This window comes from uncultured Microbacterium sp. (assembly GCF_963524805.1).
Taxonomy (GTDB): domain Bacteria; phylum Actinomycetota; class Actinomycetes; order Actinomycetales; family Microbacteriaceae; genus Microbacterium.
Genome location: NZ_CAURGG010000007.1, coordinates 1 through 24,363, shown reverse-complemented (window position 1 = coordinate 24,363; position 24,363 = coordinate 1). Strand labels below are relative to the sequence as shown.

The 24,363-nt window shown below is 69.8% G+C and carries 23 protein-coding genes; 6 read left to right on the top strand and 17 right to left on the bottom strand.

Features of this window, described 5'->3' with window-relative positions:
- Positions 1–69: 69 nt before the first annotated feature.
- The 3 genes from RWQ91_RS12925 to coaBC all read right to left on the bottom strand — a co-directional run bounded on the left by RWQ91_RS12925 (position 70) and on the right by coaBC (position 3,590).
- The gene (locus tag RWQ91_RS12925; RefSeq protein ID WP_314506683.1) at positions 70–1,230 is read right to left on the bottom strand and encodes a cystathionine gamma-synthase; all 1,161 of its coding nucleotides are present in this window, start codon (positions 1,228–1,230) and stop codon (positions 70–72) included.
- Entirely contained in the window at positions 1,227–2,234 is a 1,008-nt protein-coding gene (locus RWQ91_RS12920) for a pyridoxal-phosphate dependent enzyme (protein ID WP_314506680.1), read from the bottom strand. Before RWQ91_RS12920 ends, RWQ91_RS12925 begins: the two co-directional genes overlap by 4 nt.
- 147 nt (positions 2,235–2,381) lie before the next feature.
- Positions 2,382–3,590, bottom strand: a complete 1,209-nt coding sequence (coaBC, locus tag RWQ91_RS12915; RefSeq protein WP_314506677.1) for a bifunctional phosphopantothenoylcysteine decarboxylase/phosphopantothenate--cysteine ligase CoaBC — start codon at positions 3,588–3,590, stop codon at positions 2,382–2,384.
- A gap of 65 nt (positions 3,591–3,655) precedes the next feature.
- Between coaBC and RWQ91_RS12910 the strand changes: the two genes are divergently transcribed.
- Together RWQ91_RS12910 and RWQ91_RS12905 are read left to right on the top strand one after the other, a co-directional pair.
- On the top strand, positions 3,656–4,381 hold the full coding sequence (locus RWQ91_RS12910; protein ID WP_314506674.1) for an NRDE family protein: 726 nt from the start codon (positions 3,656–3,658) through the stop codon (positions 4,379–4,381).
- A 76-nt stretch (positions 4,382–4,457) separates the two neighbouring features.
- Complete coding sequence (locus RWQ91_RS12905) at positions 4,458–4,625, top strand: hypothetical protein (RefSeq protein WP_314506671.1); 168 nt, start codon at positions 4,458–4,460, stop codon at positions 4,623–4,625.
- 73 nt (positions 4,626–4,698) lie between these two features.
- On the opposite strand, the gene RWQ91_RS12900 is transcribed toward RWQ91_RS12905, so the two are convergent.
- The 4 genes from RWQ91_RS12900 to RWQ91_RS12885 form a co-directional block, all read right to left on the bottom strand.
- On the bottom strand, positions 4,699–5,178 hold the full coding sequence (locus RWQ91_RS12900; protein ID WP_314506669.1) for a DUF4383 domain-containing protein: 480 nt from the start codon (positions 5,176–5,178) through the stop codon (positions 4,699–4,701).
- 73 nt (positions 5,179–5,251) lie between these two features.
- Positions 5,252–6,127 (bottom strand): manganese catalase family protein, encoded by an 876-nt coding sequence (locus tag RWQ91_RS12895; protein ID WP_314506666.1) that lies wholly within the window; start codon positions 6,125–6,127, stop codon positions 5,252–5,254.
- Positions 6,128–7,918 carry a cytochrome c oxidase subunit I gene (ctaD, locus tag RWQ91_RS12890; RefSeq protein ID WP_314506663.1) on the bottom strand — a complete coding sequence of 597 codons (1,791 nt, stop codon included), beginning with the start codon at positions 7,916–7,918 and terminating at the stop codon, positions 6,128–6,130.
- Between the two features lie 129 nt (positions 7,919–8,047).
- The gene (locus RWQ91_RS12885) at positions 8,048–9,193 is read right to left on the bottom strand and encodes a zinc-dependent alcohol dehydrogenase (RefSeq protein ID WP_314506660.1); all 1,146 of its coding nucleotides are present in this window, start codon (positions 9,191–9,193) and stop codon (positions 8,048–8,050) included.
- 206 nt (positions 9,194–9,399) lie between these two features.
- On the opposite strand from RWQ91_RS12885, the gene RWQ91_RS12880 reads away from it, so the two are divergent.
- The gene (locus tag RWQ91_RS12880; protein ID WP_314506658.1) at positions 9,400–10,158 is read left to right on the top strand and encodes an MBL fold metallo-hydrolase; all 759 of its coding nucleotides are present in this window, start codon (positions 9,400–9,402) and stop codon (positions 10,156–10,158) included.
- Between the two features lie 6 nt (positions 10,159–10,164).
- Here RWQ91_RS12880 and RWQ91_RS12875 read toward each other — a convergent pair whose 3' ends face one another.
- The 4 genes from RWQ91_RS12875 to RWQ91_RS12860 form a co-directional block, all read right to left on the bottom strand.
- Complete coding sequence (locus tag RWQ91_RS12875) at positions 10,165–10,404, bottom strand: hypothetical protein (protein WP_314506655.1); 240 nt, start codon at positions 10,402–10,404, stop codon at positions 10,165–10,167.
- A gap of 160 nt (positions 10,405–10,564) precedes the next feature.
- The gene (locus RWQ91_RS12870) at positions 10,565–11,923 is read right to left on the bottom strand and encodes a class I SAM-dependent methyltransferase (protein ID WP_314506653.1); all 1,359 of its coding nucleotides are present in this window, start codon (positions 11,921–11,923) and stop codon (positions 10,565–10,567) included.
- Complete coding sequence (locus RWQ91_RS12865; protein ID WP_314506650.1) at positions 11,920–13,299, bottom strand: FAD-binding oxidoreductase; 1,380 nt, start codon at positions 13,297–13,299, stop codon at positions 11,920–11,922. Before RWQ91_RS12865 ends, RWQ91_RS12870 begins: the two co-directional genes overlap by 4 nt.
- A 64-nt stretch (positions 13,300–13,363) precedes the next feature.
- Positions 13,364–14,065, bottom strand: a complete 702-nt coding sequence (locus tag RWQ91_RS12860) for a DUF899 family protein (RefSeq protein WP_314506648.1) — start codon at positions 14,063–14,065, stop codon at positions 13,364–13,366.
- A gap of 107 nt (positions 14,066–14,172) precedes the next feature.
- On the opposite strand from RWQ91_RS12860, the gene RWQ91_RS12855 reads away from it, so the two are divergent.
- Positions 14,173–14,574, top strand: a complete 402-nt coding sequence (locus tag RWQ91_RS12855; protein ID WP_314506646.1) for a VOC family protein — start codon at positions 14,173–14,175, stop codon at positions 14,572–14,574.
- A gap of 23 nt (positions 14,575–14,597) precedes the next feature.
- Here RWQ91_RS12855 and RWQ91_RS12850 read toward each other — a convergent pair whose 3' ends face one another.
- From RWQ91_RS12850 to nhaA, 6 genes are all read right to left on the bottom strand, one after another.
- Positions 14,598–14,981: a Rid family detoxifying hydrolase gene (locus tag RWQ91_RS12850; protein ID WP_314506644.1), complete on the bottom strand. Its 384-nt coding sequence runs from the start codon at positions 14,979–14,981 to the stop codon at positions 14,598–14,600.
- 46 nt (positions 14,982–15,027) lie between these two features.
- Positions 15,028–15,309 carry a GlsB/YeaQ/YmgE family stress response membrane protein gene (locus RWQ91_RS12845; protein WP_314506642.1) on the bottom strand — a complete coding sequence of 94 codons (282 nt, stop codon included), beginning with the start codon at positions 15,307–15,309 and terminating at the stop codon, positions 15,028–15,030.
- Positions 15,310–15,448: 139 nt separating this feature from the next.
- Positions 15,449–16,771: an LLM class flavin-dependent oxidoreductase gene (locus tag RWQ91_RS12840; RefSeq protein ID WP_314506639.1), complete on the bottom strand. Its 1,323-nt coding sequence runs from the start codon at positions 16,769–16,771 to the stop codon at positions 15,449–15,451.
- Positions 16,768–18,093 (bottom strand): aminotransferase class I/II-fold pyridoxal phosphate-dependent enzyme, encoded by a 1,326-nt coding sequence (locus tag RWQ91_RS12835; RefSeq protein WP_314506638.1) that lies wholly within the window; start codon positions 18,091–18,093, stop codon positions 16,768–16,770. The genes RWQ91_RS12840 and RWQ91_RS12835 overlap by 4 nt, the downstream gene beginning before the upstream one ends.
- 169 nt (positions 18,094–18,262) lie before the next feature.
- On the bottom strand, positions 18,263–19,891 hold the full coding sequence (locus RWQ91_RS12830) for an FAD-dependent oxidoreductase (protein ID WP_314506635.1): 1,629 nt from the start codon (positions 19,889–19,891) through the stop codon (positions 18,263–18,265).
- Between the two features lie 30 nt (positions 19,892–19,921).
- A complete protein-coding gene (gene nhaA, locus RWQ91_RS12825) occupies positions 19,922–21,814 on the bottom strand; it encodes a Na+/H+ antiporter NhaA (RefSeq protein ID WP_314506632.1) in 1,893 nt (630 codons plus the stop codon).
- Positions 21,815–21,942: 128 nt separating this feature from the next.
- Here nhaA and RWQ91_RS12820 point away from each other — a divergent pair, with 128 nt between their 5' ends.
- A complete protein-coding gene (locus tag RWQ91_RS12820; RefSeq protein ID WP_314506629.1) occupies positions 21,943–23,316 on the top strand; it encodes a threonine/serine exporter family protein in 1,374 nt (457 codons plus the stop codon).
- A gap of 95 nt (positions 23,317–23,411) precedes the next feature.
- Positions 23,412–24,363 (top strand): serine/threonine-protein kinase (locus RWQ91_RS12815; protein WP_314506626.1); only part of this gene is annotated, 952 nt, incomplete at its 3' end.

Here is a 24,363-nt window from a genome sequence, read left to right as displayed (position 1 = left end):
AGTTGCGGCGAACGGCCGCAATGCAGCACGTCGAAGCGGCCAGATGGCGCAACTCGCACCGACCAGCGGCTAGAGGCCGGCCAGCGCCTGCTCGAGGTCGGTGAGCAGGTCGTCCACGCTCTCGATGCCCACCGACAGCCGCACGAGCTCGTCGGGCACGGCGAGCTCCGTGCCGCGCACCGACGCGTGGGTCATCGCGTCGGGGTAGTTGACGAGCGACTCCACGCCGCCGAGCGATTCGGCGAGGGTGAAGAGCCGGGTCGACTCAGCGAATCTGCGTGCCGCCGGCCCGTCGGACAGCGCGAGCGAGACGATGCCCCCGAACGCGGACATCTGCCGGGCAGCCAGCTCGTGTCCCGGATGCGAGGAGAGGCCCGGGTAGTAGACGCGCGCGACCCGGTCGTGCCCCTCGAGGAACGCGGCGACCGCCGTGGCGTTCTCGCTGTGCCGCTGCATCCGGATGCCGAGCGTCTTGATTCCGCGTGTGGTGAGCCACGCGTCCAAGGGGCCGGAGACGGCGCCCGCGGCGAACTGCAGGAACTTCGCCTGCTCGGCGACCGTGTCGTCGTTCATCACGAGCGCTCCGCCGACGACATCCGAGTGTCCGCCGAGGTATTTGGTCGCGGAGTGCACCACGACGTCGGCGCCGAGGTTCAGCGGCTGCTGCAGGGCGGGGGAGGCGAAGGTGTTGTCGACGACGACGAGTGCGCCGGCATCCCGGCCGAGGCGGGAGAGCCCGGCGATGTCGGTGATGCGCAGCATCGGATTGCTCGGGGTCTCGACCCAGAGGATGCGGGCGGGCTTGGTTTCCAGCTCGGCGGCGACGGCGGGCAGATCGCTCATGTCGACCACGCGCAGCCCGATGCCCCACGGGCCGAGGATGCGGGAGATGAGACGGTAGGTGCCGCCGTATACGTCGTTGCCCAGGAGCACCTCGTCGCCCGGCTTCAGCACCGCGCGCAGCAGCGCGTCCTCGGCGGCGAGCCCGGAGGAGAAGGAGAGCGCATGCCGGCCGCCCTCGAGCGCGGCCAGCTGGGTCTCGAGCGCGGTGCGCGTCGGATTGCCGCTGCGGCCGTATTCGTACCCCTGGCGGAGCCCGCCGATGCCGTCCTGCGCGAAGGTCGTGGAGAAGTGCACGGGCGGGATGACCGCGCCGGTCGTGGGGTCCGGCGTCTGGCCGGCGTGCACAGCCAGACTGTCGAATCCTCGTGCGGCGTCGCGCTCGCTCATGCGTTGCTCCTCGGGGCGGGGATGGTCGTCGGTTCGGCAGTCGGCTGCTCCACCTCGAACCCGCGCTGCCGCATCCATTCGTCGTTGAAGATCTTGCTCACGTAGGCGCGGCCGTGGTCGGGAAGCAGCACCACCACGACGGCGTCCTCGGGCAGGTCGCGCGCGGTGCGCAGGGCACCGACGACCGCCATGCCGCTGGACCCGCCGACGAGCAGTCCCTCTTCGCGGGCCAGGCGACGGGTCATCGCGAACGACTCCGCATCGCCGACCCGCTGGTATTCGTCCACGACGGTGGGATCGAAGGTCTCGGGCCAGAAGTCCTCGCCCACACCCTCGACCGCGTAGCCGTGGATCGGACCGCCCGAGTAGATCGAACCCTCCGGGTCGACGCCGACCACCCGCACGCCGCCCTGCGACAGCTCGCGCAGGTATCGGCCGGTGCCGGTGATCGTGCCGCCGGTGCCGATGCTCGCGACGAAGTGCGTGATCAGGCCGTCGGTGTCGCGCCAGATCTCGGGACCGGTCGTCTCGAAGTGTCCGCGGGGTCCGTTCTGGTTCGCGAACTGGTTCGGCTTGAAAGCGCCGGGGATCTCGCTCGCGATCCGGTCGGAGACGCTGTAGTACGAGCGGGGGTCGTCGGGGTCGACACTCGTCTCGGTGATGACCACCTCGGCGCCGTAGGCGCGCAGCACGTCGACCTTCTCGCCGGCGAACTTGTCGGGCACGACGAAGATCATGCGATAGCCGCGCTGCAGGGCGACCAGGGCGAGGCCGACACCGGTGTTGCCGCTCGTCGGCTCGACGATCGTCCCGCCGGGGCGCAGCAGGCCGTCGCGCTCGGCCGTGTCGATGATGTTCTTCGCGATGCGGTCTTTGGCCGAGCCGCCGGGGTTGAAGTACTCGACCTTGGCGAGCACCGTGGCACGGATGCCGGTGGTGACGCGGTTCAGCCGGACGAGGGGGGTGTTGCCGACGAGGTCGGCCACGCTCTGCGCGTATCGCACGATGGCATCCTGTGGGAAAGGCCGCGCATCGGAAGCGCGGCGGCTGTCGGGGGTCGTCGAAGAGGAGTGCGGGGCACTCAGCGACAACAACGACAGGTCAGCACCCGTCCACGATAGCCGACGCGAATGGATGCCGCGACCCGCGCGTCAGCGCAGGGCGAGCACCGCATCCCAGAGCGCGTCCGCGACGTCCCGCTTGCTGCCGGAGACGGTGGCGACGACCTCGTCGGCGGCGTCGATCAGCATCAGCGTGTTCTGCGGGCTCTCGAAGCCCTTCTCCCACCCGACCTCGTTGACGGCGAGCAGGTCGACGCCCTTCCGGCGGCGCTTGCGGCGGGCGCGCTCGAGCAGGGCCGCGGCATCCGTCTCGGTCTCGGCGGCGAACCCGACGATCGTCTGACCGGGTCGCCGGTCGCGGACGAGAGCGGCCAGGATGTCCTCGGTCTCGACCAGCCGCAGCGTGACCTCGCCGCCGGTCTCCTCTTTGGCGAGTTTGCGGTCGGAGGCCGCGGCCACCCGGTAGTCGGCGACGGCGGCAGCCATCACGATCACGTCGGCAGCGGCGGTGCGCGCACGCACCTCAGCGGCCAGATCGGCCGCGGTGGGTGCGGATGCGACCTCGATGCGCGAGTGGGCCCGCGCCTGGAAGAGCACCTCCGCGTCGGCATGCGCAGCGACGAGCACGACATGCGCGCCCCGCTCGGCGGCCGCGAGCGCCACGGCGACCCCCTGCCGCCCGCTCGAGCGATTGCCGATATAGCGCACCGGGTCGATGGGCTCGCGCGTGCCGCCCGCGGTGACGAGCACTCGCAACCCGGCGAGGTCCTCGCGCGGGGACAGCAGGGTGGTCGCGAACGCGTGGATCCGCTCGGGCTCGCTCATGCGGCCCGGGCCGACGTCGCCTCCGGTCAGGGGCCCGTCCTCGGGGCCGATGATCTGCACGCCGCGGCTGCGCAGCACCTCGACGTTGTGCCGCGTCGCGGGGTGCCGCCACATCTCGGTGTGCATCGCCGGCGCCACGACGACCGGTGCGGTGGTGGCCAGTAGGCTCGTTCCGAGCAGGTCGTCGGCCAGTCCGGCGGCCATCTTCGCGAGGAAGTTCGCCGTGGCGGGAGCGACGATCACCAGATCGGCGGCCTGCCCGAGCGCCACGTGCCGGACTCTCGCCACATCGTCGTGGACAGAGGTGGTGACCGGATGACGGCTGATGGCCTCCCACGTCGGGATGCCGACGAACCGCACCGCGTCGTCGGTCGGGACGACGTGCACCTCATGACCGTCGAGGACGAGCAGCCGCACGAGCTGCACGGTCTTGTAGGCGGCGATCCCGCCCGTCACTCCGACGATGACGTACACGCGCCGATTCTCGCACGCCGCGCGAGCGCCCGCTCCGGCGGCATCCCCCCGGAGAGGACGTCCCCGTGTGCACGGTGATCATCACGGTTCCCGAAGACCGCACGGCTCCGGTGCGGCTGCTCGCCGTCCGCGACGAGGATCCCGGCCGCGCGTGGGATCGCCTCGGCGCATGGTGGCCGGAGGCCTACCCGGGCGTGATCGGCATCCGCGACGCGCGCGCGGGCGGCGCCTGGCTCGCAGCCGCACCGGAGGCTCGCCGGCTCGCGGTGCTGCTCAACCGGCACGACCTTTCGGATCGTCCGGATGATGCGGTGCGCACCCGAGGCGGCGTCGCGCTCGAGTCGGCGGCCGGGCGCTCGCCCGGGCCGCACCCGCCGACGCGCGGCTTCAACCTCGTCGAGGTCACCGCCCACACTGCGCGAGTGGTGTCGTGGGACGGCCTGCAGCGCCGCACCGTCGACCTCTCGCCCGGGACGCACATGGTGGCCCACGACGACGTCGACGACCCGGCCACCGCGCGGATCGTGCGATGGCTGCCCGAGTTCCGCGAGGCGGCATCGTCGGGCGCGCACGACGGCGCCTGGTGGCGTGAGTGGATGCCGATCATCGAGCGCAGCGCCGATCTGCCGGGCGATGACCCGGCGGCGATCATCCGCAGGCAGACCTACGAGGGGGTCCCCTCGTACTCCCTGCTGATGTGCGTGGCGACCGTCGCCGACGACGGGCTGGACGTGCTGGATGCGCCGTTCACGACGCCCGGCGAATGGACGCCGAAGCCGTTGCACCGGTAGCGCGGCTGCGGCTGTCAAGCGCCTACCGCCCGGCATCCGCCGGCGCCAGGATGCGGACAACGGAAGGAAACCGAACATGAGCGACCCCACCCCGCACGAGCGCCACTCCGACGACGCCCGGGCCGATGACGCCCCACCCACCGACGCCGTGAGCGACGAGGTGCGTGAGGATGCCGCCCGGGCCGAGTCCGGCTCGAGCCTGGAACAGCCCGAAGCACCGGATTCGGACGCGGCGCAGCCCTAGGAGCCGCGCCACGCCGAACGACGTCACGCTCCGCCGCGGAGGCGGGAGCGTGACATCGTTGCGTGGCGAACCCTCAGACGCGCCCGGCGCGGCCGGTGGTCGTCGCGCGGTCGCGCCCGACGAGGAAGCCGAGCAGGACCATCGCGATCCCCAGCACGAGGTGCAGCCAGTTGTCGGCGCTGTTGAGCGGCACGAAGTTGCCGCCCATGTCGGAGCCCGCGACGAACAGGCCGTACAGCCAGAGCACGAGATAGATCACGCCGCCCACCAGCAGGTAGAGCCGCGAGGCGCGGGCCGTGGCGGCGGCCGCGAGCCCCGCCACCCCGAACAGCAGGTGGACGATGTTGTGCAGGATCGACACCTGGAAGATGCCGAGCAGCAGGGCCTCGGACTCGTGCCCGGCGAACTGCATGGTGTCCACGTTCGTGGTCAGCCCCGGGATGAAGCCGGCGATGCCGACCAGGGCGAACACGATGCCGAAGGCCAGTGCGGTCTTCTGGATGGCCGTCTCGGCGTACCTGTGCCGCACGGCGGAGCGGGTGGTGTCGTTCATTTCCTTCTCCTTCGGTGAGGAAGCCTGGCGGCTTCGAGGGGGTGCGGGGCGCGCCGGTCACGGCGTCCCGGGCTTACGAGAGCTTGTCGCGGACGACGCCCTCGGCTTTGTCGATCAGGTTGGGCTTCGCGTCTGTGCCGAACAGGCGCGGGTCGGGGGTGGTCGGCGGCGGCATCGGCGCGAAAGTGTCCGGACCGTCGAGGTAGGTGAACTCCCCCTTCCCGTCCGGGGTCGGGCCCGACGCCCACGCGCCGTCTGCGGCGGCGGCCCCGTCGGAGAAGTTGATGTACTTGTAGGCGTGCTCGCGGGCCTCCTGGGAAAGCGGGAAGTTTCCGGGCACCGGCAGGTCCTCCACTCCCTCGTCACGCAGCTCCTGCGCGGCGCGCAGCCACTGGTTCTGGTGCATCGTGTCGCGCGCGAGCAGGAACGAGAGCAGCTCGCGCACGCCCTTGTCATCGGTCATGTTGTAGATGCGCGCGACCTGCAGCCGCCCCTGCATCTCGGCGTTGGCGTTCGCCGTGAAATCGGCGAGGAGGTTTCCGCTGGCCGTGATGTACGAGCCCTGCCAGGGATTGCCGTTGCTGTCGACCGGACGCGCTCCGGCACCCGCGACGATCGCGTGCTGCACGTCCATTCCGCCCATCACCGCCCCCAGAACCGGGTCGGATGCCGCGGCGGCCTCGGACTGCTCGACCGGCGCCTTCTCCAGCAGCTGCGCGATCATCACGGCCAGCATCTCGACGTGGCCGAATTCCTCCGCGCCGATACCGAAGAGCAGGTCGCGGTACTTGCCGGGAATGTGGCTGTTCCATGCCTGGAACCCGTACTGCATCGCCACCGTGATCTCGCCGTACTGGCCGCCGAGCACCTCCTGCATGCGCCTGGCGAAGACGGCATCCGGCTTGTCTGGCGTGGAGCTGAACTGCAGTTCCTGCCGGTGAAAGAACATCTATTTCTCCTTTTCTCGAGGGGACAGGGGGGCGTCGGTCCTGTCGGCGTCGACGATCGCCGTGTCAGGGGCGTCCTTCGCCGGGCCGACGCCGACCGGGATGCCGGCCTCGGGGTGGTTGAGATCGAACGCGGGCCGCTCGCTGCGGATGCGCGGAATCGAGGTGAAGTTGTGCCGCGGCGGGGGGCAGGAGGTCGCCCACTCCAGCGACGCCCCGTATCCCCACGGGTCGTTCACGGTGATCCGCGGCGCCTTGCGCGCCGTGATCCACACGTTGAACAGGAACGGGATCATCGAGGCGCCGAGGATCATGGCGCCGGCGGTCGAGAGCTGATTCATCCAGGTGAACCGATCTTCGTCGGCGTAATCCGCGTAGCGTCGCGGCATGCCCTGCACCCCCAGCCAGTGCTGGATGAGGAAGGTCATGTGGAAGCCGACGAACAGCATCCAGAAGTGGATCATCGCGAGGCGCTCGTCGAGCATCTTGCCGGTGAACTTGGGCCACCAGAAGTAGAAGCCGGCGAACATCGCGAACACGACGGTGCCGAACACGACGTAATGGAAGTGCGCCACGACGAAGTACGTGTCGTGGAGCTGGAAATCCAGCGGCGGCGATGCGAGGATCACGCCGGTCAGGCCGCCGAACACGAAGGTCACCAGGAAGCCGATCGCGAACACGATCGGCGACTCGAACGTGATGGACCCGCGCCACATCGTGCCGATCCAGTTGAAGATCTTCACCCCCGTCGGCACCGCGATCAGCATCGTGGTGAGTGCGAAGAACGGCAGCAGCACGGCGCCGGTCGCGTACATGTGGTGAGCCCACACGGCGACCGAGAGCGCCGCGATCGCGATCGTCGCGTACACGAGCGTGCGGTAGCCGAAGATCGGCTTGCGGCTGAAGACCGGGAAGATCTCCGTGATGATCCCGAAGAACGGCAGCGCGATGATGTAGACCTCGGGGTGCCCGAAGAACCAGAACAGGTGCTGCCACAGCAGCACGCCGCCGTTCTGCGGGTCGTAGATGTGGGCGCCGAGAACGCGGTCCGCGGCCGCAGCCAGGATCGCGGCGGCCAGCACCGGGAACGCGAGGAGGACGAGGATGCTGGTCACCAGCGTGTTCCACGTGAAGATCGGCATCCGCCACATCGTCATGCCGGGGGCACGCAGGGTGATGATCGTGGTGATGAAGTTGACCGCTCCGAGGATCGTGCCGAAGCCGCTCATCCCGAGCCCCAGCATCCACAGATTTCCGCCGACCCCCGGTGTGAACGTGGCGTTCGCCAGGGGCTGGTACGCCGTCCATCCGAAGGCTGCCGCTCCCTGAGGGGTGAGGAATCCGGCGACGGCGATCGTCGAGCCGAACAGGAACAGCCAGAACGCGAAGGCGTTCAGACGCGGGAAGGCCACGTCCGGCGCACCGATCTGCAGCGGCATGATGACGTTCGCGAACCCCGCGAAAAGGGGCGTCGCGAACATCAGCAGCATGATCGTGCCGTGCATCGTGAACAGCTGGTTGTACTGCTCTTTGGTCGGGACGATCTGCATTCCCGGTTCGAACAGCTCTGCGCGGATGATGAGGGCCATCACCCCGCCGAGCATGAAGAACATCACCGACGAGATGAGGTACAGGTAGCCGATCGTCTTGTGGTCGGTGGAGGTGATCCACCGGACGATGATGTTGCCTTTCTGATCGACCCTGGTGCGATGCAGCAGCGCCGCCTGCCGCGGCGGCAGAGTGGTCGGTCGGCCGGGCGGGGCGGGGGTGGAGGGCGCTTCCCGTGTGCTCATGGCCCTGCGATCTCCCGGCTCACCGCGCGCGGGCGCGCATCACGAGCGCCGTGGCGACTCGCACGCACTGCACGGCCACCAGCCCGGCGAGCACCCAGGGCCTGGTGGCTGTGCGCTCCGGTCGTGCGCTCACGCGGCGACCGTGATCACGGGCTTGATGATGTCGTCGAGCTTCGACGAGAAGACGTGGTACGCCTCGGGGATGTCCTCGAGGGGGAAGCGGTGGGTGATCAGGTCCTTCGGGGAGATGTATCCCGCCCGGATGTGCTCGAACAGCCGCGGCCACTGCCGTTTCGCCGGCGCCTGGTTCGTGCGGATGGTCAGACCCTTGTTCATCGCATCACCGAACTTCACGGCGCTGAAGAGCGGTCCGTAGGCGCCCATGACCGACACCGTCCCGCCCTTGCGCACGGAGTCGATCGCCCAGTTGAGCGCGACCGGCGAGCCGCCCTGAAGCTTGAGCTTGGCGGAGGTGACGTGCTGCAGCACATGGCCGTCGGCCTCCGCTCCCACCGCATCGATCACGACGTCGGCCCCGAGTCCGTCGGTCGCCTTCTTGAGGTCGCGGACGATGTCCGGGACGTGCGCGAAGTTGATCGTCTCGGCGATCGCGAAGTCTTCCGCTTTGCGGAGGCGGTAATCGAGGTGGTCGACGACGATCACCCGCCCCGCGCCCATGAGCCAGCACGACCGCGCTGCGGCCAGTCCGACCGGGCCGGCGCCGAAGACGACGGCCGTGTCTCCCGAGGAGATGTCTGCCAGCTGCGCCCCGAAGTAGCCGGTCGAGAAGGCGTCGGTCAGCAGCAGCGCGTCCTCGGGGTGGATGTCGGCGGGGATGACCGACGGGCCGACGTCGGCGAACGGCACCCGCACGCGCTCCGCCTGGCCTCCGTCGTAGCCGCCGGCGGTGTGGGAGTAGCCGAAGATCCCGCCGACCGCGGTGGCGTTCGGATTGACGTTGTGGCAGTTCGTGAACAGTCCGCGTGCGCAGAAGTAGCAGCTGCCGCACGAGATGTGGAACGGCACCATCACGCGGTCGCCCACCGAGAGGCTCTGCACCGACGAGCCCACCTGCTCCACGGTGCCGATGAACTCGTGTCCGAAGGTATGGCCGATCCGGGTGTCCGGGAGCATGCCGTGGTACAGGTGCAGGTCCGACCCGCAGATCGCGGCCAGCTCCACGCGCACGATCGCGTCATTGGGGTGCTCGATGCGCGGATCGGGCTTGTCCTCGACCCGAAGCTTGTAGGGGCCGCGGTAGGTCATTGCTCGCATGTGCGCCTCCTCGAGGGCGGACGAAGTGAGAAGCGAGTGTCACCGTCGTCGCCGCGCTGTGCAGAGGGGGTTGCGCCGGGAGAAGCGGCGTGGCATAAGCGCGAGGGCCGTTGCATGCCTTGCATCCCACGTGGCCTCGCGCAACCCCCTCGGACGGATGCCGACCCGTGGGCACGCTCGGGTGACCAGCGAAGGCGAGGCACGGCATGGGCGCGGACGAACGCGAGAGTGTGACCGAGGTGGCGGCCGGGGTGCTGCGCATCCATCGGGCCGGCGTGAACTGCTACCTGCTCGATTCCGGCGACGGACTGACCCTGATCGACGCGGGTCTTCCGGGGATGTGGCGCACGCTGAGGTCGGCCCTCGGGCGGCTGGGTGCGAGACCCGAGCACCTCTCGGCCGTCCTCCTCACGCACGGACACTTCGATCATGTCGGCCTCTCGCGACGTCTGGAGGACCGGCATGGGGTGGCTTCACGCGTCCACGCCGCCGACCGTGAGCTCGCCCGGCATCCCTATCGCTACCGTCGGGAATCCGCCCGCTGGCGCTACCCGCTGCGGTACCCCCGCGCGGTGCCGCTCTTGGCCCGCATGACCGCCGCCGGTGCGCTGTCGGTGCGCGGGGTCGACGCACGCGAGGTGATACCCGGTGCCGCGCTGGATGTGCCCGGGCGTCCGGTGCCGGTCTTCTCGCCCGGGCACACGGACGGCCATTGCGCGTACTTCCTCCCGGATGCGGGCATCCTCTTCAGCGGCGACGCACTCGTGACGCTCGACCCGTACACCGGGAACCGCGGCCCGCGCATGGTCGCTCGGGCCGCGACGGCCGACGTCTCAGCGAACGTGGTGAGCCTCGGCCGGCTCGCCGCCACCGATGCGCGACTGACGCTTCCCGGCCACGGAACGCCGCACCGGGACGGCATCCGAGAGGCTGTCGCCGAGGCGCATCGCGCCGGCGCGGCCTGAGCGCCGTCAGATCAGGCCGAACATCCGCAGCAGGAGGATTCCCGTCAGTGTCGCCCAGAGTGTGAACATCCCGATGAACCACGAGCCCCACACGCGCAGACGCCGTGCGTCGCGGCTGTAGCGGTCTACGGCCTCCGCCAGTTCGGCGGCCGTCGGTCGCAGGGCGTCGTCGAATGGGGCGGACGGCCCGCGGTCCCGGGTCGGCGTCGGGAGGGGGCGGCCATCGAAAAGGTAAGGGGTGGGCATGCTGTCGGGTCTCCGCTTCACGCGCGGGGCGCGCTCGATCCTGTGGTGGCCGGCCCCAACCGGCTGTGCCGCCATTCTGCGCGCGGCCACCGCCGGGAATCCGGGGATTGACAGAGGGAGAAACGCCGCCTACGCGGTCACGACATCGGCGTTCGACGACTCAGGCAGCCCACCACGGTCGCAGCGGCAGATCGTGGCGGCCGTCCTCATGGGGTTTCACAGCCAGCACGTGATGCAGCTGGATGCCGCCGGTCTCGAAGGCCAGCCGTGATCCGGCCATGTACAGTCCCCAGACCTTTGCGGCAGGCAGGCCGACTTCGGCCACGGCGTCGTCCCAGTGCTCCACCAGGTTCGCGCACCAATCGCGCAGCGTCAGGGCGTAGTGCGGCCGCAGATTCTCTTCGTGCAGCACTTCCAGGCCCGCGTCCTGCGCTTCGGTGATGATCCGCCCCGAGCCGGTCAGCTCCCCGTCGGGGAAGACGTAGCGGTCGATGAAACCGCGCGCCGATGGTTCGGTGCGGTTGTCCGAGCGCGTGATGCAGTGATTGAGCAGCATCCCTCCGGGCCGGAGGCGGGACTGCAGGAAACGGAAGTACGACGCGTAGTTTCGCACGCCGATGTGCTCGAGCAGGCCGATGGATGACACCGCGTCGAAGCTCCCCTCGGCGACGTCACGGTAGTCGCTGAAGCGCACCTCGGCGAGATCGCCCAGTCCTTCGTCCTGGATCGCCTGCCGGGCCCAGTCGGTCTGCTCGCGCGAGAGGGTCACGCCGATGGCCCGAACCCCGCGTCGTGCCGCATAGCGCACCATTCCGCCCCAGCCGCACCCGACATCGAGCAGGCGGTCACCCGGCTGCAGCCGCAGCTTCTCGAAGATCAGGCGGTACTTGTTCTCCTGGGCCTCCTCGAGGCTGGCCTCGCCATGCGGGTAGCACGCGCACGTATAGGTCATGGACGGTCCGAGCACCCACTCGTAGAAGGTGTTCGAGACGTCGTAGTGGTGATGGATCGCCTCGGCGTCGCGGGACTTGCTGTGACGCAGTCCCCCGGCGATGCGCCGCCATCGCGGCGGCACCTCCTGGGGTGGTGGGGCGATCGGCCGCAGGTGCTCGATCCCGATCGAGCGGACGATCCGCGCCATCTGCTTCACGGGCGGGCGATGGAACTCGAGGCTCTCGGCCAGCGCCTTGAGCAGCTCGTAGGGATCACCGGGATGAACGCCGTGGATGTCCAGGTCGCCGGCGACGTAGGCCCGCGCGAGTCCGAGGTCCCCCATCCCCGTGGCGAGGTACGTCGTTCCTCGCGGCGTCTTCAGATCGAGACCGAACGGTGCGTCCACCGGCCCCGCTGTGCTCCCGTCGTAGGCCGTGATGCGCAGGGGAAGCCGGCTGCCGGCGAAGATCTCGAGAACCTCCGCGAGGGTCAGCTTCGCCTCGTCGGGTGCCGGGCGACCGGCATCCGGTGTGTGCGGTTGAGCCGGGTCGGCGGCATCCGATCTCTCGTCCTCGAACGTCGTCATCGCCGTTGCACCGCCTTCGCGTACAGATCGAGCATCCGGGAGTCCGGGTCGTAGCGTCCCTTGATCGCTCGGTACGTCTCGCCGCCGTACAGCTCGTCGAACTCGGCGCGGGAGTAGAACGCGTCGGAGTAGAGCGACTTGTGTCCGTCCAGCTCGCTCACCCGGCGCTCGATCAGGCGGTTCGTCGACCCTTCGGTCGGGCCGATGGGCACGGTCGACCAGAAGCCGACGTTCACGTAGGTACGGTGCGGCGCGATCGGGTACAGCGGCCAGCCGCGGTCGTCCCGCAGACGCAACGGGCAGAGCCAGATCGGCTCGATCGGGACGTGCGCCAGGAACCAGTCCAGGAACTCCACCGTGCGCTCGATGGGGATCTCGACGTCCTGGATCACGCGCTCCCGCGGCGGGCGACCGCGGAGCTTCTCGAGGCGGTCGCCGATGTCGAAGCGCCGCTCGAGCCGCATGAGCTTGGCGTAGGAGTCGCTGCGCAGGTGCCGGCGGGGCCAGACGCGACGGACGAGAGGATGTTGCGCCCCGAACGCCGCGGAACACCAGAACCAGTCGGTGTCCCAGCGCCACAGGTAGTCGGCGATGGTCAGCCGGTCTGTGGTGACGCCCGTCTCGTGGACGATCGAGCGGTAGTAGATCTGCCGGCCCGTGTAGTCGCTCACCGGGCCCGGCTCGGCCGTCTTCGTGCCCAGGCACAGGTAGCTCTCGTCGGCGCCGAAGACCACGCCGTCGAGGTAGTCGACCGCGACGCCGTCGTGACGTCCGGTGGCCACGATGTCGTCCATCTTCGCCACGAGGGCGTGCAGGTCGTGGAAGCGCAGATGCGTGAGCGCGACGAACGGCTGCACGGGCTCGAGTTCGATGCGCAGGCGGACGGCGTACCCCAGCGTCCCGTAGGAATTGGGGAACGCGCGGAACAGGTCGGCGTTCTCCTCCGGCGAGGCCGTGACCAGCTCACCGGCACCGGTGAGGATGTCCATCTCGAGCACCGACTCGTGCGGCAGCCCGGCGCGGAACGAGCTGGATTCGATGCCCAGCCCGGTGACCGCGCCGCCGAGGGTGATCGTCTTCAGCTGCGGCACGACGAGCGGCGCGAGACCGTAGGGGAGGGTGACCGCGACCAGGTCCTCGTACGTGCACATGCCGGCCACATCCGCCGTGCGATGCTCGGCGTCCACCGAGAGGACTCCCGTCAGACCCGACGTGTCCAGGCCGCGGGTGAGCGGTGCCGCTCGGCCGCGGAACAGGTTCGAGGTCCGTTTGGCCAGCCGGACGGTCTCGCCCGGTCCGATCGCCCGATAGCTCTCGACAAGCCGCTCCACGCCGAGGACGTGGGCGGTGCGGGCGTCGGTCGCGGGAGCGGACACGGCTCCAAACTAGTCCGCGCCCGGCGCGGCGCAAAGGGCCTGCGGGTCCCTCACGTCCGCGGGTTCACTCCTCGTGGCCGGGGCCGTACAGCCGGGCGATGTCCTCGGAGCCGCCCCAGCCCTCGTAGGTCGGATTCTGCGGCCAGCCTGCCGGGGAGTCCTGCCACTCCTCCTGGCGCCCGTAGGGCAGCAGGTCGATGAGCGGGAAGGTGTGCGTGAGCTGCTCGGTGCCGCGGCCGTTCGTGTGCCACGTCCGGTAGACCTTGTCGCCGTCGCGCAGGAACACGTTGACGGCGAAGCCGCCCCCGGGAGGAGCGTCGACGTCGGCGCCGAACGGACTGTCGTGCGTCGAGTACCAGTCCATCCGGTTGCCGACCTTCTCGCGGTAGGCCAGCGCCTCGCCGATCTCTCCCTGCGTGACGATCACGAAACGGGCGTCGTAGGGGTCGAGGAAATCCAGCCGGGTGAACTGCGAGGTGAAGCCCGTGCACCCGGGGCACTGCCAGTCCTTTCCCGGCCACCACATGTGGTGATACGTGATCAGCTGCCTGCGTCCTTGGAAGAGGTCGGCGAGTGCCACCGGGCCGTCCGCGCTCTGCAGCACGTAGTCGGGCATCTCCACCATCGGCAGGCGGCGCCGCTGCGCGGCGATGGCGTCCAGTTCGCGCGTCGCGGCCTTCTCGCGGATGCGCAGCTCATCCAGCTGCCGGCGCCAGTGATGAGCGTCGGTGACGGGGGGAAGCGCAGCTGTCGTCGTCGAATCCATCGTGAACCTTTCGCCGGGATCCTGCCGTGCGGGAATCAGCATGTGAACGTCGTCCACATGCTATGTTCACAGAGTACACATCCGTTCACCCGAGTCAAGGGCACCCGATGAGAATGAAACTCGAGCTCGTCCCCCTCCCTGTCGCCGACATCGAGCGGTCGCTGCGCTTCTACACCGAGCAGGTGGGATTCACCCTCGACGTCGACGTCGACGTCGCGCCGGCGGACGGCGTCCGATTCGTCCAGCTCACGCCCGAGGGCTCGTCGTGCTCCCTTTCGCTCAGTCATGGAGTGCCGATGCTCGAAAAGGCGCCGCCCGGTTCTGCCCGCGGCATCCACCTCGTCGTCGAGGACATCGAGGCCGCGCGTGAGGAGCTGATCGCGCGCGGGATCGAGGTGTCCGAGATCGTCCACGTCGGCGGCGGTGTGCGGTACGCCGACTTCGCCGACCCCGACGGCAACAGCTTCTTGCTGCAGAAGATGTCCTGGCGGACCGGCTCGGCCTTTTAGGCGGTGCCCTCGCGCACCGGGCGCTAGGAGGCGACGACCTCGATCTCGACGCGAGCGCCGAGCGGCAGGCCGGCCACGGCAACGGTGGTGCGAGCGGGGTACGGCGGCTGGAACACCTCGGCGTAGACCTCGTTCATCGCGGCGAAGTCCTGCATCGAGGTGAGGTACACGTTGACCTTGACCACGTCGGCCAGATCGCGACCGCAGGAGGACAGCACGAGCGCGAGGTTCGCGAGCACCCGCTCGGTCTGAGCCGTCACGTCTCCCTCGACGAGCCGACCGGTTTCGGGATCGATCGGCGTCTGGCCGGAAAGGTAGAGCGGAGAGCCGTGGGCTCCGGAAGCGGCATGGGAGTAGGGACCGACCGCACGCGGAGCGGCGGGGGCGTGGATGGTGTGGCGGGGCATGCCGCGATTATGCCGCGTTCGGCATCGCCGCGGCATGCCCGGACGGTCAGCGCGTGCGCGTGGCGCCGCGGCGCGTGACCAGCACGTAGATGCCCAGCACGATGATGGCGCCGATGATCGAGCCGATGATGCCGGCCGGCTGCAGGAAGCCGCCGTTGGGGTCGCTTCCGAAGATCAGGAAGCCGAGGAAGCCGCCGACGAACGAGCCGACGATTCCGAGCACGATCGTCAGCAGGATCCCCATGCTCTGCTTGCCGGGGATGACCGCGCGGGCGATGAGACCGGCGATGAGGCCGATGATGATGAGACCGATGATTGTCCAGAGCATGATTTCTCCTTCGGGTTGTGGGCGCCGACAGGGGGGCAGCGCACCTTGTGAGACGCCGATCAGGCTATTGCCTGGTCAGCTTGCGGTCGGTGCTCTTCCCTCCAGGGCCGCGGCGCTGTAACATCCGCGGCTTCCGGGGTCAGAATGCGGAGAGATTCGCCTGCAGACCGCCGGGAACGAAGTCGCTGCGCAGGATGCCGCGGCGTCGCAGGATCGGAACCAGCTCGTCCAGGGCCCGATGCAGCGTGACCGGATGCAGGTCGCCCGAGAAGATCAGTCCGTCGTTGTCCGCGTCGTCGCCGAGCGCCTGGATGAGATCCGCGAGCTCTTCAGCCGTGCCGACCGTGCCGCTGATGCCGTCGCCGATGCGGCCGAGCCGCGCTTTGCCGGCGAGGATCTGGCGGAAGGGCACGTCGGCGAACGAGTCGAATCGGCCGCGCAGTCCCTTGATCGTCCCCTGTGAGACGTGCTCGCCGAAGATCGCCGGGTCCAGCGGTCGATCCAGGTCGAGTACGGTCAGGTCGGTTTCGAGGTCGCTCGACCACTGCTCGGCGACCGCGACAAGAGCCCCGTCGTCAGGGTCGGCGGATGCCGCCACCATCCGATCCGCCTCCTCCGCGGACGCCGCCACGATCGGCTTGAACACGAACATGGTCTTGATCGACGCGGGATCGCGCCCGTGGGCCACCGCATCCGCGCGGACGCGCTCGCGGTAGGCGCGCACCGACTCGACGTCGAGATTGGACAGCGCGAGCTGGATCTGCGAATTCTCTCCGGCGAAGCGGATGCCGCGGGGCGAGCCCCCGGGCGAGGCGATGACCGGCTCGGAGGGCAGAGGCTCCGCGTTGAGCGGTCCGTCGAACGACCAGTACTGGCCGCGGTGCTCCACCGCGCGGATCTTCGAGCCATCTGCGTAGACCTGCGAGTCGGGGTCGGCGATGAGCGCTCCGTCGTCCCAGCTGCGCCAGAGCAGCCGCAGGGCGTCGAGCCATTCCTGGGCACGGTCGTACGCGCGGTCGTGCGGCAGCCGATCCTGGCCGAAGTGGTGCGCGGACCCGACGTCGGTCACGACGTTCAGTCCCACCCGCCCGGCGGACAGGTGCTGCAGCGAGGCGAACTGACGTGCGGCGGTGTAGGGGTGCCACCCCGCGGGGTTGGCGGTCGGGATCACGCCCAGGTGCTCGGTCGCGGCGAACAGGTAGGGTGCCAGCGTCCACGGATCGTGTTTCGGCCCGCCGTACGCCTTGCGCACGCGCAGATCCAGCGTCTCGGGACTGATTCCCACCGAGAGCGCGTCCTCGATCAGGACGAAGTCGAATCCCGCCTGCTCGAGGGCGCGGGCGCCCTCCTGGTACAGGCCGGGCCTGCGCCAGTCGTAGTTCCACTCCCAGTACGGGCGCGCCCAGCCGTGCGGACCGAAGCCGCGCGAGAGGAACCACCCGAAATGCTGCGGCCGGCTCATGCGATGCCCGCCCGCTCGAGCAGTTCGGCCGCCTGCACCGCTGCGAGGGCGCGGTCGAGGTCTGCGATCAGATCATCGGCGTCTTCGAGGCCGATCGATACGCGCAGCAGTCCCTGGCCGATGCCCGCCGCCGTCCGCTCCTGCTCCGACCGGTTCACGTGCGTCGTGGACGCCGGGTGCAGCACGAGGGAGCGGACATCCCCCAAGTGCGTCATCCGGGTGAACAGCTGCACCGCGTTCATGAACGTCCGTGCGGCGTCCCTGCCACCGTGAAGCGTGAAGGCGAAGACCGAGCCCTGCCCCCGCGGCAGGTATCGGCCGGCGAGGTCGTGGTGAGGGCTGGAGGCCAGTCCGCTGTAATCCACGCTCTCCACGGCGGGGTGCGCCTCGAGCCACTCGGCGATGCGCAGCGCCGATTCGCAGTGCCGCTGCACCCGCAGCGACAGCGTCTCGATGCCCTGCAGGATGAAGAACGCGTTGAAGGGAGACGGCGACGGGCCTTGACGCAGGGCGATCACCGACCGTGCATAGTCCAGGAACGCGGCGCGGCCCGAGCGTTCGGCGAAGGTGCGCCCATCCGCGCCGGCGGTGCGCGCCAGGTGGGGGTATCGGGCGCCGGCGCCCGACCAGTCGATGCGTCCGGCATCCACGATCACCCCGCCGAGCACCGTTCCGTGACCGGCGAGGAATTTGCTGGCCGAGTGCACGACGACATCGGCCCCGTGCTCGATCGGCCGCAGAAGATACGGCGTCGCGAGGGTGTTGTCGATGATGATCGGGATGCCGTGGCGATGGGCGACAGCCGCGACGGCGCGGATGTCGAGCACGTCGTTCTTGGGATTCGGGATCGACTCCGCGAACAGGGCGCGGGTCTCGGGTCGGATCGCCGCCTCCCACGCCGCGGGATCGTTCGCGTCGGTCACGAACGAGGTCGTGATCCCCAGGCGTCCGAGGTTGTCCCGGAACAGCTCGCGGGAGCCCTCGTAGATGCTGTTCGCCGAGACGAGGTGATCGCCTGCCCCCCCCAGCGCGAGGACGGCGGTCGAGACGGCCGCCTGACCGCTGCCGACCAGCAGTGCGCCGATGCCGCCTTCGAGGTCGGCGATCCGCCGTTCGACCGCCGTGTTGGTCGGGTTGCCGACCCGCGTGTAGCTGTACCCGTCGTCGGACTGCACGAAGCGTTCGCTCGCCTGCTCGAAGTCGTCGAAGACGAACCCGGCGGTCAGGTAGATCGGCGTTGCCCGGGGACGATGGGAGTCATCCAGCTCTGCGCCGGCGTGGATCTGGCGCGTGGCGAAACCCAGGCTGCCGCTTTCTGTCATGCACGGAGACTATGGGCCAGCATCTGCGCCCCCCGCATCGCCCGTTACGCACCGAAACATGCGCCGGCTCCCCGCCGAACCCATGCGTCTCGCGCGAACCCATCCTTCCGGTGCCCCTCGAGCCCATGGGTTCGCGTGGAACCCAGGGGTTCGAGGCGACCGGATGCCGTCAGCCCGCGAGTGCGCGATGCACGGACGCGACGGCGCTGGACCCCTCGCCGACGGCCGCCGCGACCCGCTTCATCGATCCGCGACGCACGTCGCCCGCCGCGAACACGCGGGGGAGCGATGTCTCGAACGGCAGCGGCTCGCGCCCGAGGCGCTGCCACTGCGCGAGCGACTGCGCGGCGATGTCGGTGCCTGTGCGCAGGAACCCGTCGACGTCGCGGTCCAGCGCCGGCAGCCACGTGGTGGCCGGATCCGCGCCGATGAAGCAGAACAGCCCCCGGGCGTCGACCGTGCCGACGGTGTCGATGCGGACCTGCTCGAGCGCGTCGCCGCCGTCCAGACCCACGACGCGGGATCCCGTGTGCACCTCCACCCGGGGCTCCTCCAGCAGCCGGTCGACGAGATAGGACGACATCCGCGCGCCGAGGTCGCCGCCGCGCACGACCAGGCGCACGGGGCACCCGTTCGCGGCGAGGTAGAGCGACGCCTGGCCGGCCGAATTGGCTCCGCCGACCACGACGACGGGCGCGTTCATCACCTGCCGCAGCTCGAGCTGCGTGGCCGCGTAGTAGATGCCCGCGCGCTCGAAGTCGCTCCAGCGGTCCAGCTCCAGCCGGCGGTACGCCGCTCCGGCGGTGACGATCGCCGTGCGGGCGCGGATGATGCGCCCATCGGTGAGCGTCACATCCAGCAGGTCCCCGGCGGGCTCGAGCTTCACGGCTTCGCACGGGGCGTACACCCGCACACCGAACTTGAGGGCCTGAAGGGATGCCTGACCGATCAGGTCGCCGCCGCTGACGCCGAACGGGAAGCCGAGGAAGTTCTCGATGCGGGAGGTCGCCGCCGCCTGACCGCCCGGCGCGACCGCATCCAGCAGCACGGTGCTCAGCCCCTCGGACGCGCCGTAGATCGCCGCCGCCAGTCCGGCCGGGCCGCCCCCGACGACCACGAGGTCGACGATCTCGTCGCCGTTGGCCTGATAGCTCAGCCCCAGTCGTTCGGCCACCATGCCCGGGGTCGCGCGCAGCATCGGCTCCCCCTGGATGAACGCGACCGGAAGGTCCTCGACGGTGAGGTCGTGCCCGCGCAGCGACCCCAGCTCGCCGGCCGGCAACTCCACGGCTGCGTGCACGAGGTCCAGCCGCTCGGCGAAGCGGCGCAGGGCCAGGAAGTCGGCCGAGGAGCTCGTGCCGACCAGCTTGAGCGTCAAGGCGGCCGGGCCCTTGCGCAGGGACTCCCGGCGCGCCCAGAGCGCGTGCAGGATGATGTCGCACAGCTCGTCGTCCTCGGTCATGAGCTTGCGCAGCTGCGCCCGCGACACGCGCAGCACCCTCCCCGGACCGGTCACGCGCGCGGAGAGGAACGCGCCCTGGCCGTTGAGCAGGCCGAGCTCACCCACGAAGGAACGCGGACCCATCGTGGCGATCACGGCCTCCTCGATCCACCAGAGCGAGTCGCGGACGATCTGCACCTCGCCCGATTCGACCAGGATCAGGTCGTAGTCGCGATCGCCGGAGCGGAAGACGTACTCACCCGCGGTCACCTCGTGCTCGGTGCCGAAGGTGCACAGTCGCTCCCACTGGGCGTCGGTGAGCTCCGGCCGCTGTACAGGGTCCTGTTCGCTGCCCATCGTGGGGGTTCCTCCGGGGGAGTCGGCGTGTCAGAGAGTGGGCATCGACGCGGTTGCGCTGCCCTGTTCGGGTCGCGCGAGCGCGCGGATGAGTGACTGCGCATCGTACGGGCCGGTGTGCCGGCGCCCGTTGATGAAGAGCGTCGGCACCGAGGTGATGCCCATGGCCTCGGCATCCAACATGTCGTCGCGGACCCGCCCGGTGACCTCGGGCGAGGTGAGGTCGCGCTCGAACCGCTCGACGTCCAGGTCCAGGTCGCGGGCGAGGCGGATGATGTCGGACGGACGCTGATTCTCCTGGTCGGCGAACAGGCCGCGCTCGAATTCGAAGAACTTGCCCTGCAGGGAGGCCGCCTCCGCAGCTTCGGCTCCGGCCAGGGCGTTGGGGTGGTACGCCGTGAGCGGCGCATGCCGCCACACGTAGCGCAGGTCGTCGCCGAGTTCGTTCTTGACCTCCTGGATCGACCCGGAGGCCTTCAGGCAGAAGCCGCACTGGAAGTCGCCGTACTCCACGATCGTGTACGGCGCGTCGGGGCTGCCGAACACGTGGTCCCGCCTGTCATCGACCGGACGCGCGAGCGTCTGGCCCGCGTCGTCGTCGGGCCGGACGGCGTCGGAGATGCGGAAGACGAGCGTCGAGATGAGGAACGCGATGACGGATGCCGCCAGGACGCCCACTCGCGCCTGGTTCTGGGCGTCAGGGTCGTCGATGGCGAGATCGACGATGAACAGCGAGATCGTGAAGCCGATGCCGCACAGGGCTGCTCCTCCCGCGATGCGATCGAGGGTGAGGCCGGGGCCGAACTCGCCGACGCGGAGGACCTTCAGCACCGCCGCGGATCCGAAGACCCCGATGAACTTGCCGGCGACGAGGCCGACGATGATGCCCCAGGTCAGCGCCGAGGTCATCGCCCCGGCCAGGATCTCGGGGTTGATCACCACGCCGGCGTTCGCGAGGGCGAACAGGGGCAGGATCACGTAGGCGACGTACGGAGCGTAGGCCGACTGCAGCCGCTCGTTGATCGAGATCGACTCGCGCAGGCTGTTGGCCGCGGCGCGGGCGTATTCGGTGTTCGGCGATTGACGGAAGGTGCGGGCGAGGTCCAGGGCGTGCTCGACGTCGCGGCGATCCGGCCGGTAGACCGGCACGAGCAGCGCGATCGCGACCCCGGCCAGGGTCGGGTGCACGCCCGAGGCGAGGAAGGCCAGCCACACGATGACGGCGAGGGTCGCATACACGGGCCCGCGTCCACCGCGCAGGTAGCGGGTGAAGTAGACGCCGACCAGGCCCGCCGCCGCGATCAGGAGCGGCATCGGCGTGAAGTTCTCGGTGTAGACCAGGGCGATGATGCTGAGCGCGCCGATGTCGTCGACAACCGCGAGCGCCAGGAGGAACACCCGGAGTCGTCCCGGTATGCGCGGCCCGATCAGAGCGAGGGCGCCGACGAGGAACGCCGTGTCGGTCGAGATCACCACTCCCCACGCGCCTTCGTGCCCCGACCCCGCGGCGATCATGACGAACAGCAGCGCCGGGATCACCAGCCCGGCTACCGCGGCCACGACCGGCACGAGGGCACGCGACCAGCTGGTGAGCTCCCCGATCGCGAACTCACGGCGAACCTCGAGTCCGACGGTGAAGAAGAAGATCGACATCAGGGCGTCGTTCACCAGGGCATGCAGCGTGAAATCCAACTGCAGATCGCCCACGCCGACCGTGAGGTGGGTGTCCCAGAACGTCTCATACGAGCCGATGGAGACATTCGCCCAGATGATGGCCGCCATCGTGGCCAGCAGCAGGATCAGCGCTCCGATGCGGTTCTGCCCGAGCGCGCGGATCTTCTCCGCGATCGAGCGGCGGCTGCGCGACTGCGCAGCGGACTGCTCGGGGTCGGGAGAGCGCTGGATGATCGTCAGTTCAGCCATCAGTGAGCATTGTCCTCGGCTCGCATGAGAGCGACAAGTCGTGCCGGGCGGCTCTCATTCCCGTGCGACCCGCTTCCGCTCACAGCGCAACGCCGCGCGTGGGAGGATCAGACGTTCCTCCAGCAGACATGGACAACCTCGTGATCCCGACGTTTGCCGCGATCGCCGCGCTCCTCGCAGCGGCGGTCATCCTCCTCAGCATGCGCGGGCGCGCCGTGCGCGACATCTCCGAGAGCGCGCGGTCCGCGCTGATCACCGGGGCCCTGCCGGTCGCCGAGAGCGACAAGCCGGACGCCGCCGCTGCCCTGGCCGCGGCGGAGGCTGTCGGCAGTGCCATGATCCAGGCCGGGTATTCGGTGGAGACGGTCCAGGATGTCCTCGGCGACATCGCCCGGGTGAATGGACTGCCCGAGAGCGAGGTGCTGGTCTTCCCCAATGCCCTCCTGGTCTCGGCACGCGGTCAGGGTCAGCATCGGACGGGCGCGGTGGCCAGCGGCAGCGGACAGTTGCTCTTCTCCCAGATCGACGAGGTGCAGCGGACGGTGGACGCGGCGCGCACCGGCCTGCTCGATCCGGTCTCGACGGTGGAGAGGATCGACCGGATCCGTGCGATGGTGCCCAATCACGGGCCGGTCGCCCGCGTGATCGGCTACGCCTTCCTCAGCGGCGCGCTCTCGGTGCTGCTCGGCGCATCGTGGACAGGCGTGTCGCTCGCGGCCGGGCTCGGCGTGATCACCGGCGCGGCGCTGCTGGTCAGCGAGCGGGTGCCGCGACGATACAGCGCGCTCATCACGGTGGGGATCGCCTTCTGCGTCGCACTGGTCGTCTTCCTCCTCCTGCGGGGCGGCTTCGGCTCCGGCATCCTCGCCGCGCTCCTCGCGCCGCTGGTGGTGCTGCTGCCCGGAGCGCTGCTGACCACCGCCGTCCTCGAGCTGTCGACCGGCCAGATGATCTCCGGCGCGGGGCGCCTGGCGGCAGGGGCGATGCAGCTCGTGCTCCTGGGGGCGGGCATCGTGACCGCCGGCGCCCTGGTGGGCGTCCCCGACTTCGACTTCAGCGAGAATCCGGAGCTGCTCGGTCCCATAGCGCCCTGGATCGCCGTCGCCGTCTACGGCGTCGCGATCTCGGTGCACCGGTGCGCACCGCGCCGATCGCTGCCGTGGATCCTGCTCGTGCTCTACGTCGCCTATTCGGCGCAGGTTCTCGGCGACCTGGCCGTCGGCGGCGTGCTCTCGGCATTCGTCGGCGCCCTGGTGGTCACCCCGGTCACGGCGCTGGTGGCACGCCAGCCGTCCGGCCCTGCCGCCCTGGTGAGCTTCACTCCGGCCTTCTGGCTGCTCGTGCCCGGAGCCCTGGGCCTGCTGGGGGTCGCGGATGTTCTCGGCGGCGACTCCACGGCCGCGGCATCCCTCGTCGCCACGCTCTCGACGATGGTCGCGATCGCCCTCGGCGTGCTGGCGGGCTCGGCCCTGTCGAATCGGATGCAGCGCCCCGCGCTCTGACAGCCGCTCCTTTCACACCGACCGCGATCGCGCAAGCCCCTGAGGCGGCGCGCGCGGCGGCGTAGCGTTTTTCGAACTCTCTAGGAGCGGGTTCAATGAGCACTCCCTCGACACTCGTCTCAGGCCGCTACCGACTGGTCAAGATGCTCGGCGCGGGCGGCATGGGCGTCGTCTGGCATGCCTGGGACGAGAGACTGCAGCGGCCGGTGGCCCTGAAGATGCTCAGAACGCAGCCCGAGCTGACCGACGAGGAGCGCCAGCGCGCGACGGACCGCGCTCTGCGCGAGGCGCGCATCACCGCGGGTCTTCATCACCCGCACGCGGTGACCGTGTTCGACGTGGTCGAGCAGGACGGGCAGCCGTGCATCGTGATGCAGCTGATCGAATCCACGCCGCTGTCGGTCCTGCTCGCCGAACACGGCACGCTCAGCCCGGCCGAGACCGCGCGGATCGGTGCGGAGGTCGGCTCGGCGCTCGCCGCTGCGCACAAGCTCAAGATCGTGCACCGGGACGTCAAGCCGGGCAACATCCTGATCACCGAGGACGCGTCGGCGCTGATCAGCGACTTCGGCATCTCGCACGCCTTGGGCGACACGACGATCACCGCGACCGGCATGATCCACGGGACACCCGCGTATCTGGCCCCCGAGGTCGCCCGGGGCCTGGCGACCAGTTTCGCTTCGGACGTGTTCTCCCTCGGCGCCACGCTGTACGCGATGCTCGAGGGCGCGCCGCCGTTCGGGTCGGACAAGAACGCCATCGCGCTGTTGCACCGGGTCGCCCGCGGCGGGTATCCGGCACCGAAGCACGCGGGGCCCCTCGCGCCGCTGCTGGCCGACATGCTCGACGCCGATCCGAAGCGCCGGCCCACCATGGCAGCCGCCACCGCCGCCCTGACCTCGATCCGCGACGAGCTGCGTGCGGCATCCACCGCGGCGGCGGCTCGGGTGGTGATCCCCGCGACCACGCGGGTGCTGCCCGAAGAGCCGCCCGCCGCCCTGGCGGCGGCGGCGACCGTGGCGGAGCCGCCTCTCACGGTGCCGGCCC

Coding starts and splice junctions, on each gene's coding strand:
- RWQ91_RS12870 (WP_314506653.1), bottom strand. CDS start 11,923: ATGACGACGTTCGAGGACGAGAGATCGGATGCCGCCGACCCGGCTCAA.
- nhaA (WP_314506632.1), bottom strand. CDS start 21,814: ATGGCTGAACTGACGATCATCCAGCGCTCTCCCGACCCCGAGCAGTCC.
- RWQ91_RS12855 (WP_314506646.1), top strand. CDS start 14,173: ATGAGAATGAAACTCGAGCTCGTCCCCCTCCCTGTCGCCGACATCGAG.
- RWQ91_RS12820 (WP_314506629.1), top strand. CDS start 21,943: ATGGACAACCTCGTGATCCCGACGTTTGCCGCGATCGCCGCGCTCCTC.
- RWQ91_RS12860 (WP_314506648.1), bottom strand. CDS start 14,065: ATGGATTCGACGACGACAGCTGCGCTTCCCCCCGTCACCGACGCTCAT.
- RWQ91_RS12885 (WP_314506660.1), bottom strand. CDS start 9,193: ATGCGAGCAATGACCTACCGCGGCCCCTACAAGCTTCGGGTCGAGGAC.
- RWQ91_RS12845 (WP_314506642.1), bottom strand. CDS start 15,309: ATGCTCTGGACAATCATCGGTCTCATCATCATCGGCCTCATCGCCGGT.
- RWQ91_RS12895 (WP_314506666.1), bottom strand. CDS start 6,127: ATGTTCTTTCACCGGCAGGAACTGCAGTTCAGCTCCACGCCAGACAAG.
- ctaD (WP_314506663.1), bottom strand. CDS start 7,918: ATGAGCACACGGGAAGCGCCCTCCACCCCCGCCCCGCCCGGCCGACCG.
- RWQ91_RS12830 (WP_314506635.1), bottom strand. CDS start 19,891: ATGGGCAGCGAACAGGACCCTGTACAGCGGCCGGAGCTCACCGACGCC.
- RWQ91_RS12900 (WP_314506669.1), bottom strand. CDS start 5,178: ATGAACGACACCACCCGCTCCGCCGTGCGGCACAGGTACGCCGAGACG.
- RWQ91_RS12905 (WP_314506671.1), top strand. CDS start 4,458: ATGAGCGACCCCACCCCGCACGAGCGCCACTCCGACGACGCCCGGGCC.
- RWQ91_RS12835 (WP_314506638.1), bottom strand. CDS start 18,093: ATGACAGAAAGCGGCAGCCTGGGTTTCGCCACGCGCCAGATCCACGCC.
- RWQ91_RS12880 (WP_314506658.1), top strand. CDS start 9,400: ATGGGCGCGGACGAACGCGAGAGTGTGACCGAGGTGGCGGCCGGGGTG.
- RWQ91_RS12925 (WP_314506683.1), bottom strand. CDS start 1,230: ATGAGCGAGCGCGACGCCGCACGAGGATTCGACAGTCTGGCTGTGCAC.
- RWQ91_RS12875 (WP_314506655.1), bottom strand. CDS start 10,404: ATGCCCACCCCTTACCTTTTCGATGGCCGCCCCCTCCCGACGCCGACC.
- RWQ91_RS12840 (WP_314506639.1), bottom strand. CDS start 16,771: ATGAGCCGGCCGCAGCATTTCGGGTGGTTCCTCTCGCGCGGCTTCGGT.
- RWQ91_RS12850 (WP_314506644.1), bottom strand. CDS start 14,981: ATGCCCCGCCACACCATCCACGCCCCCGCCGCTCCGCGTGCGGTCGGT.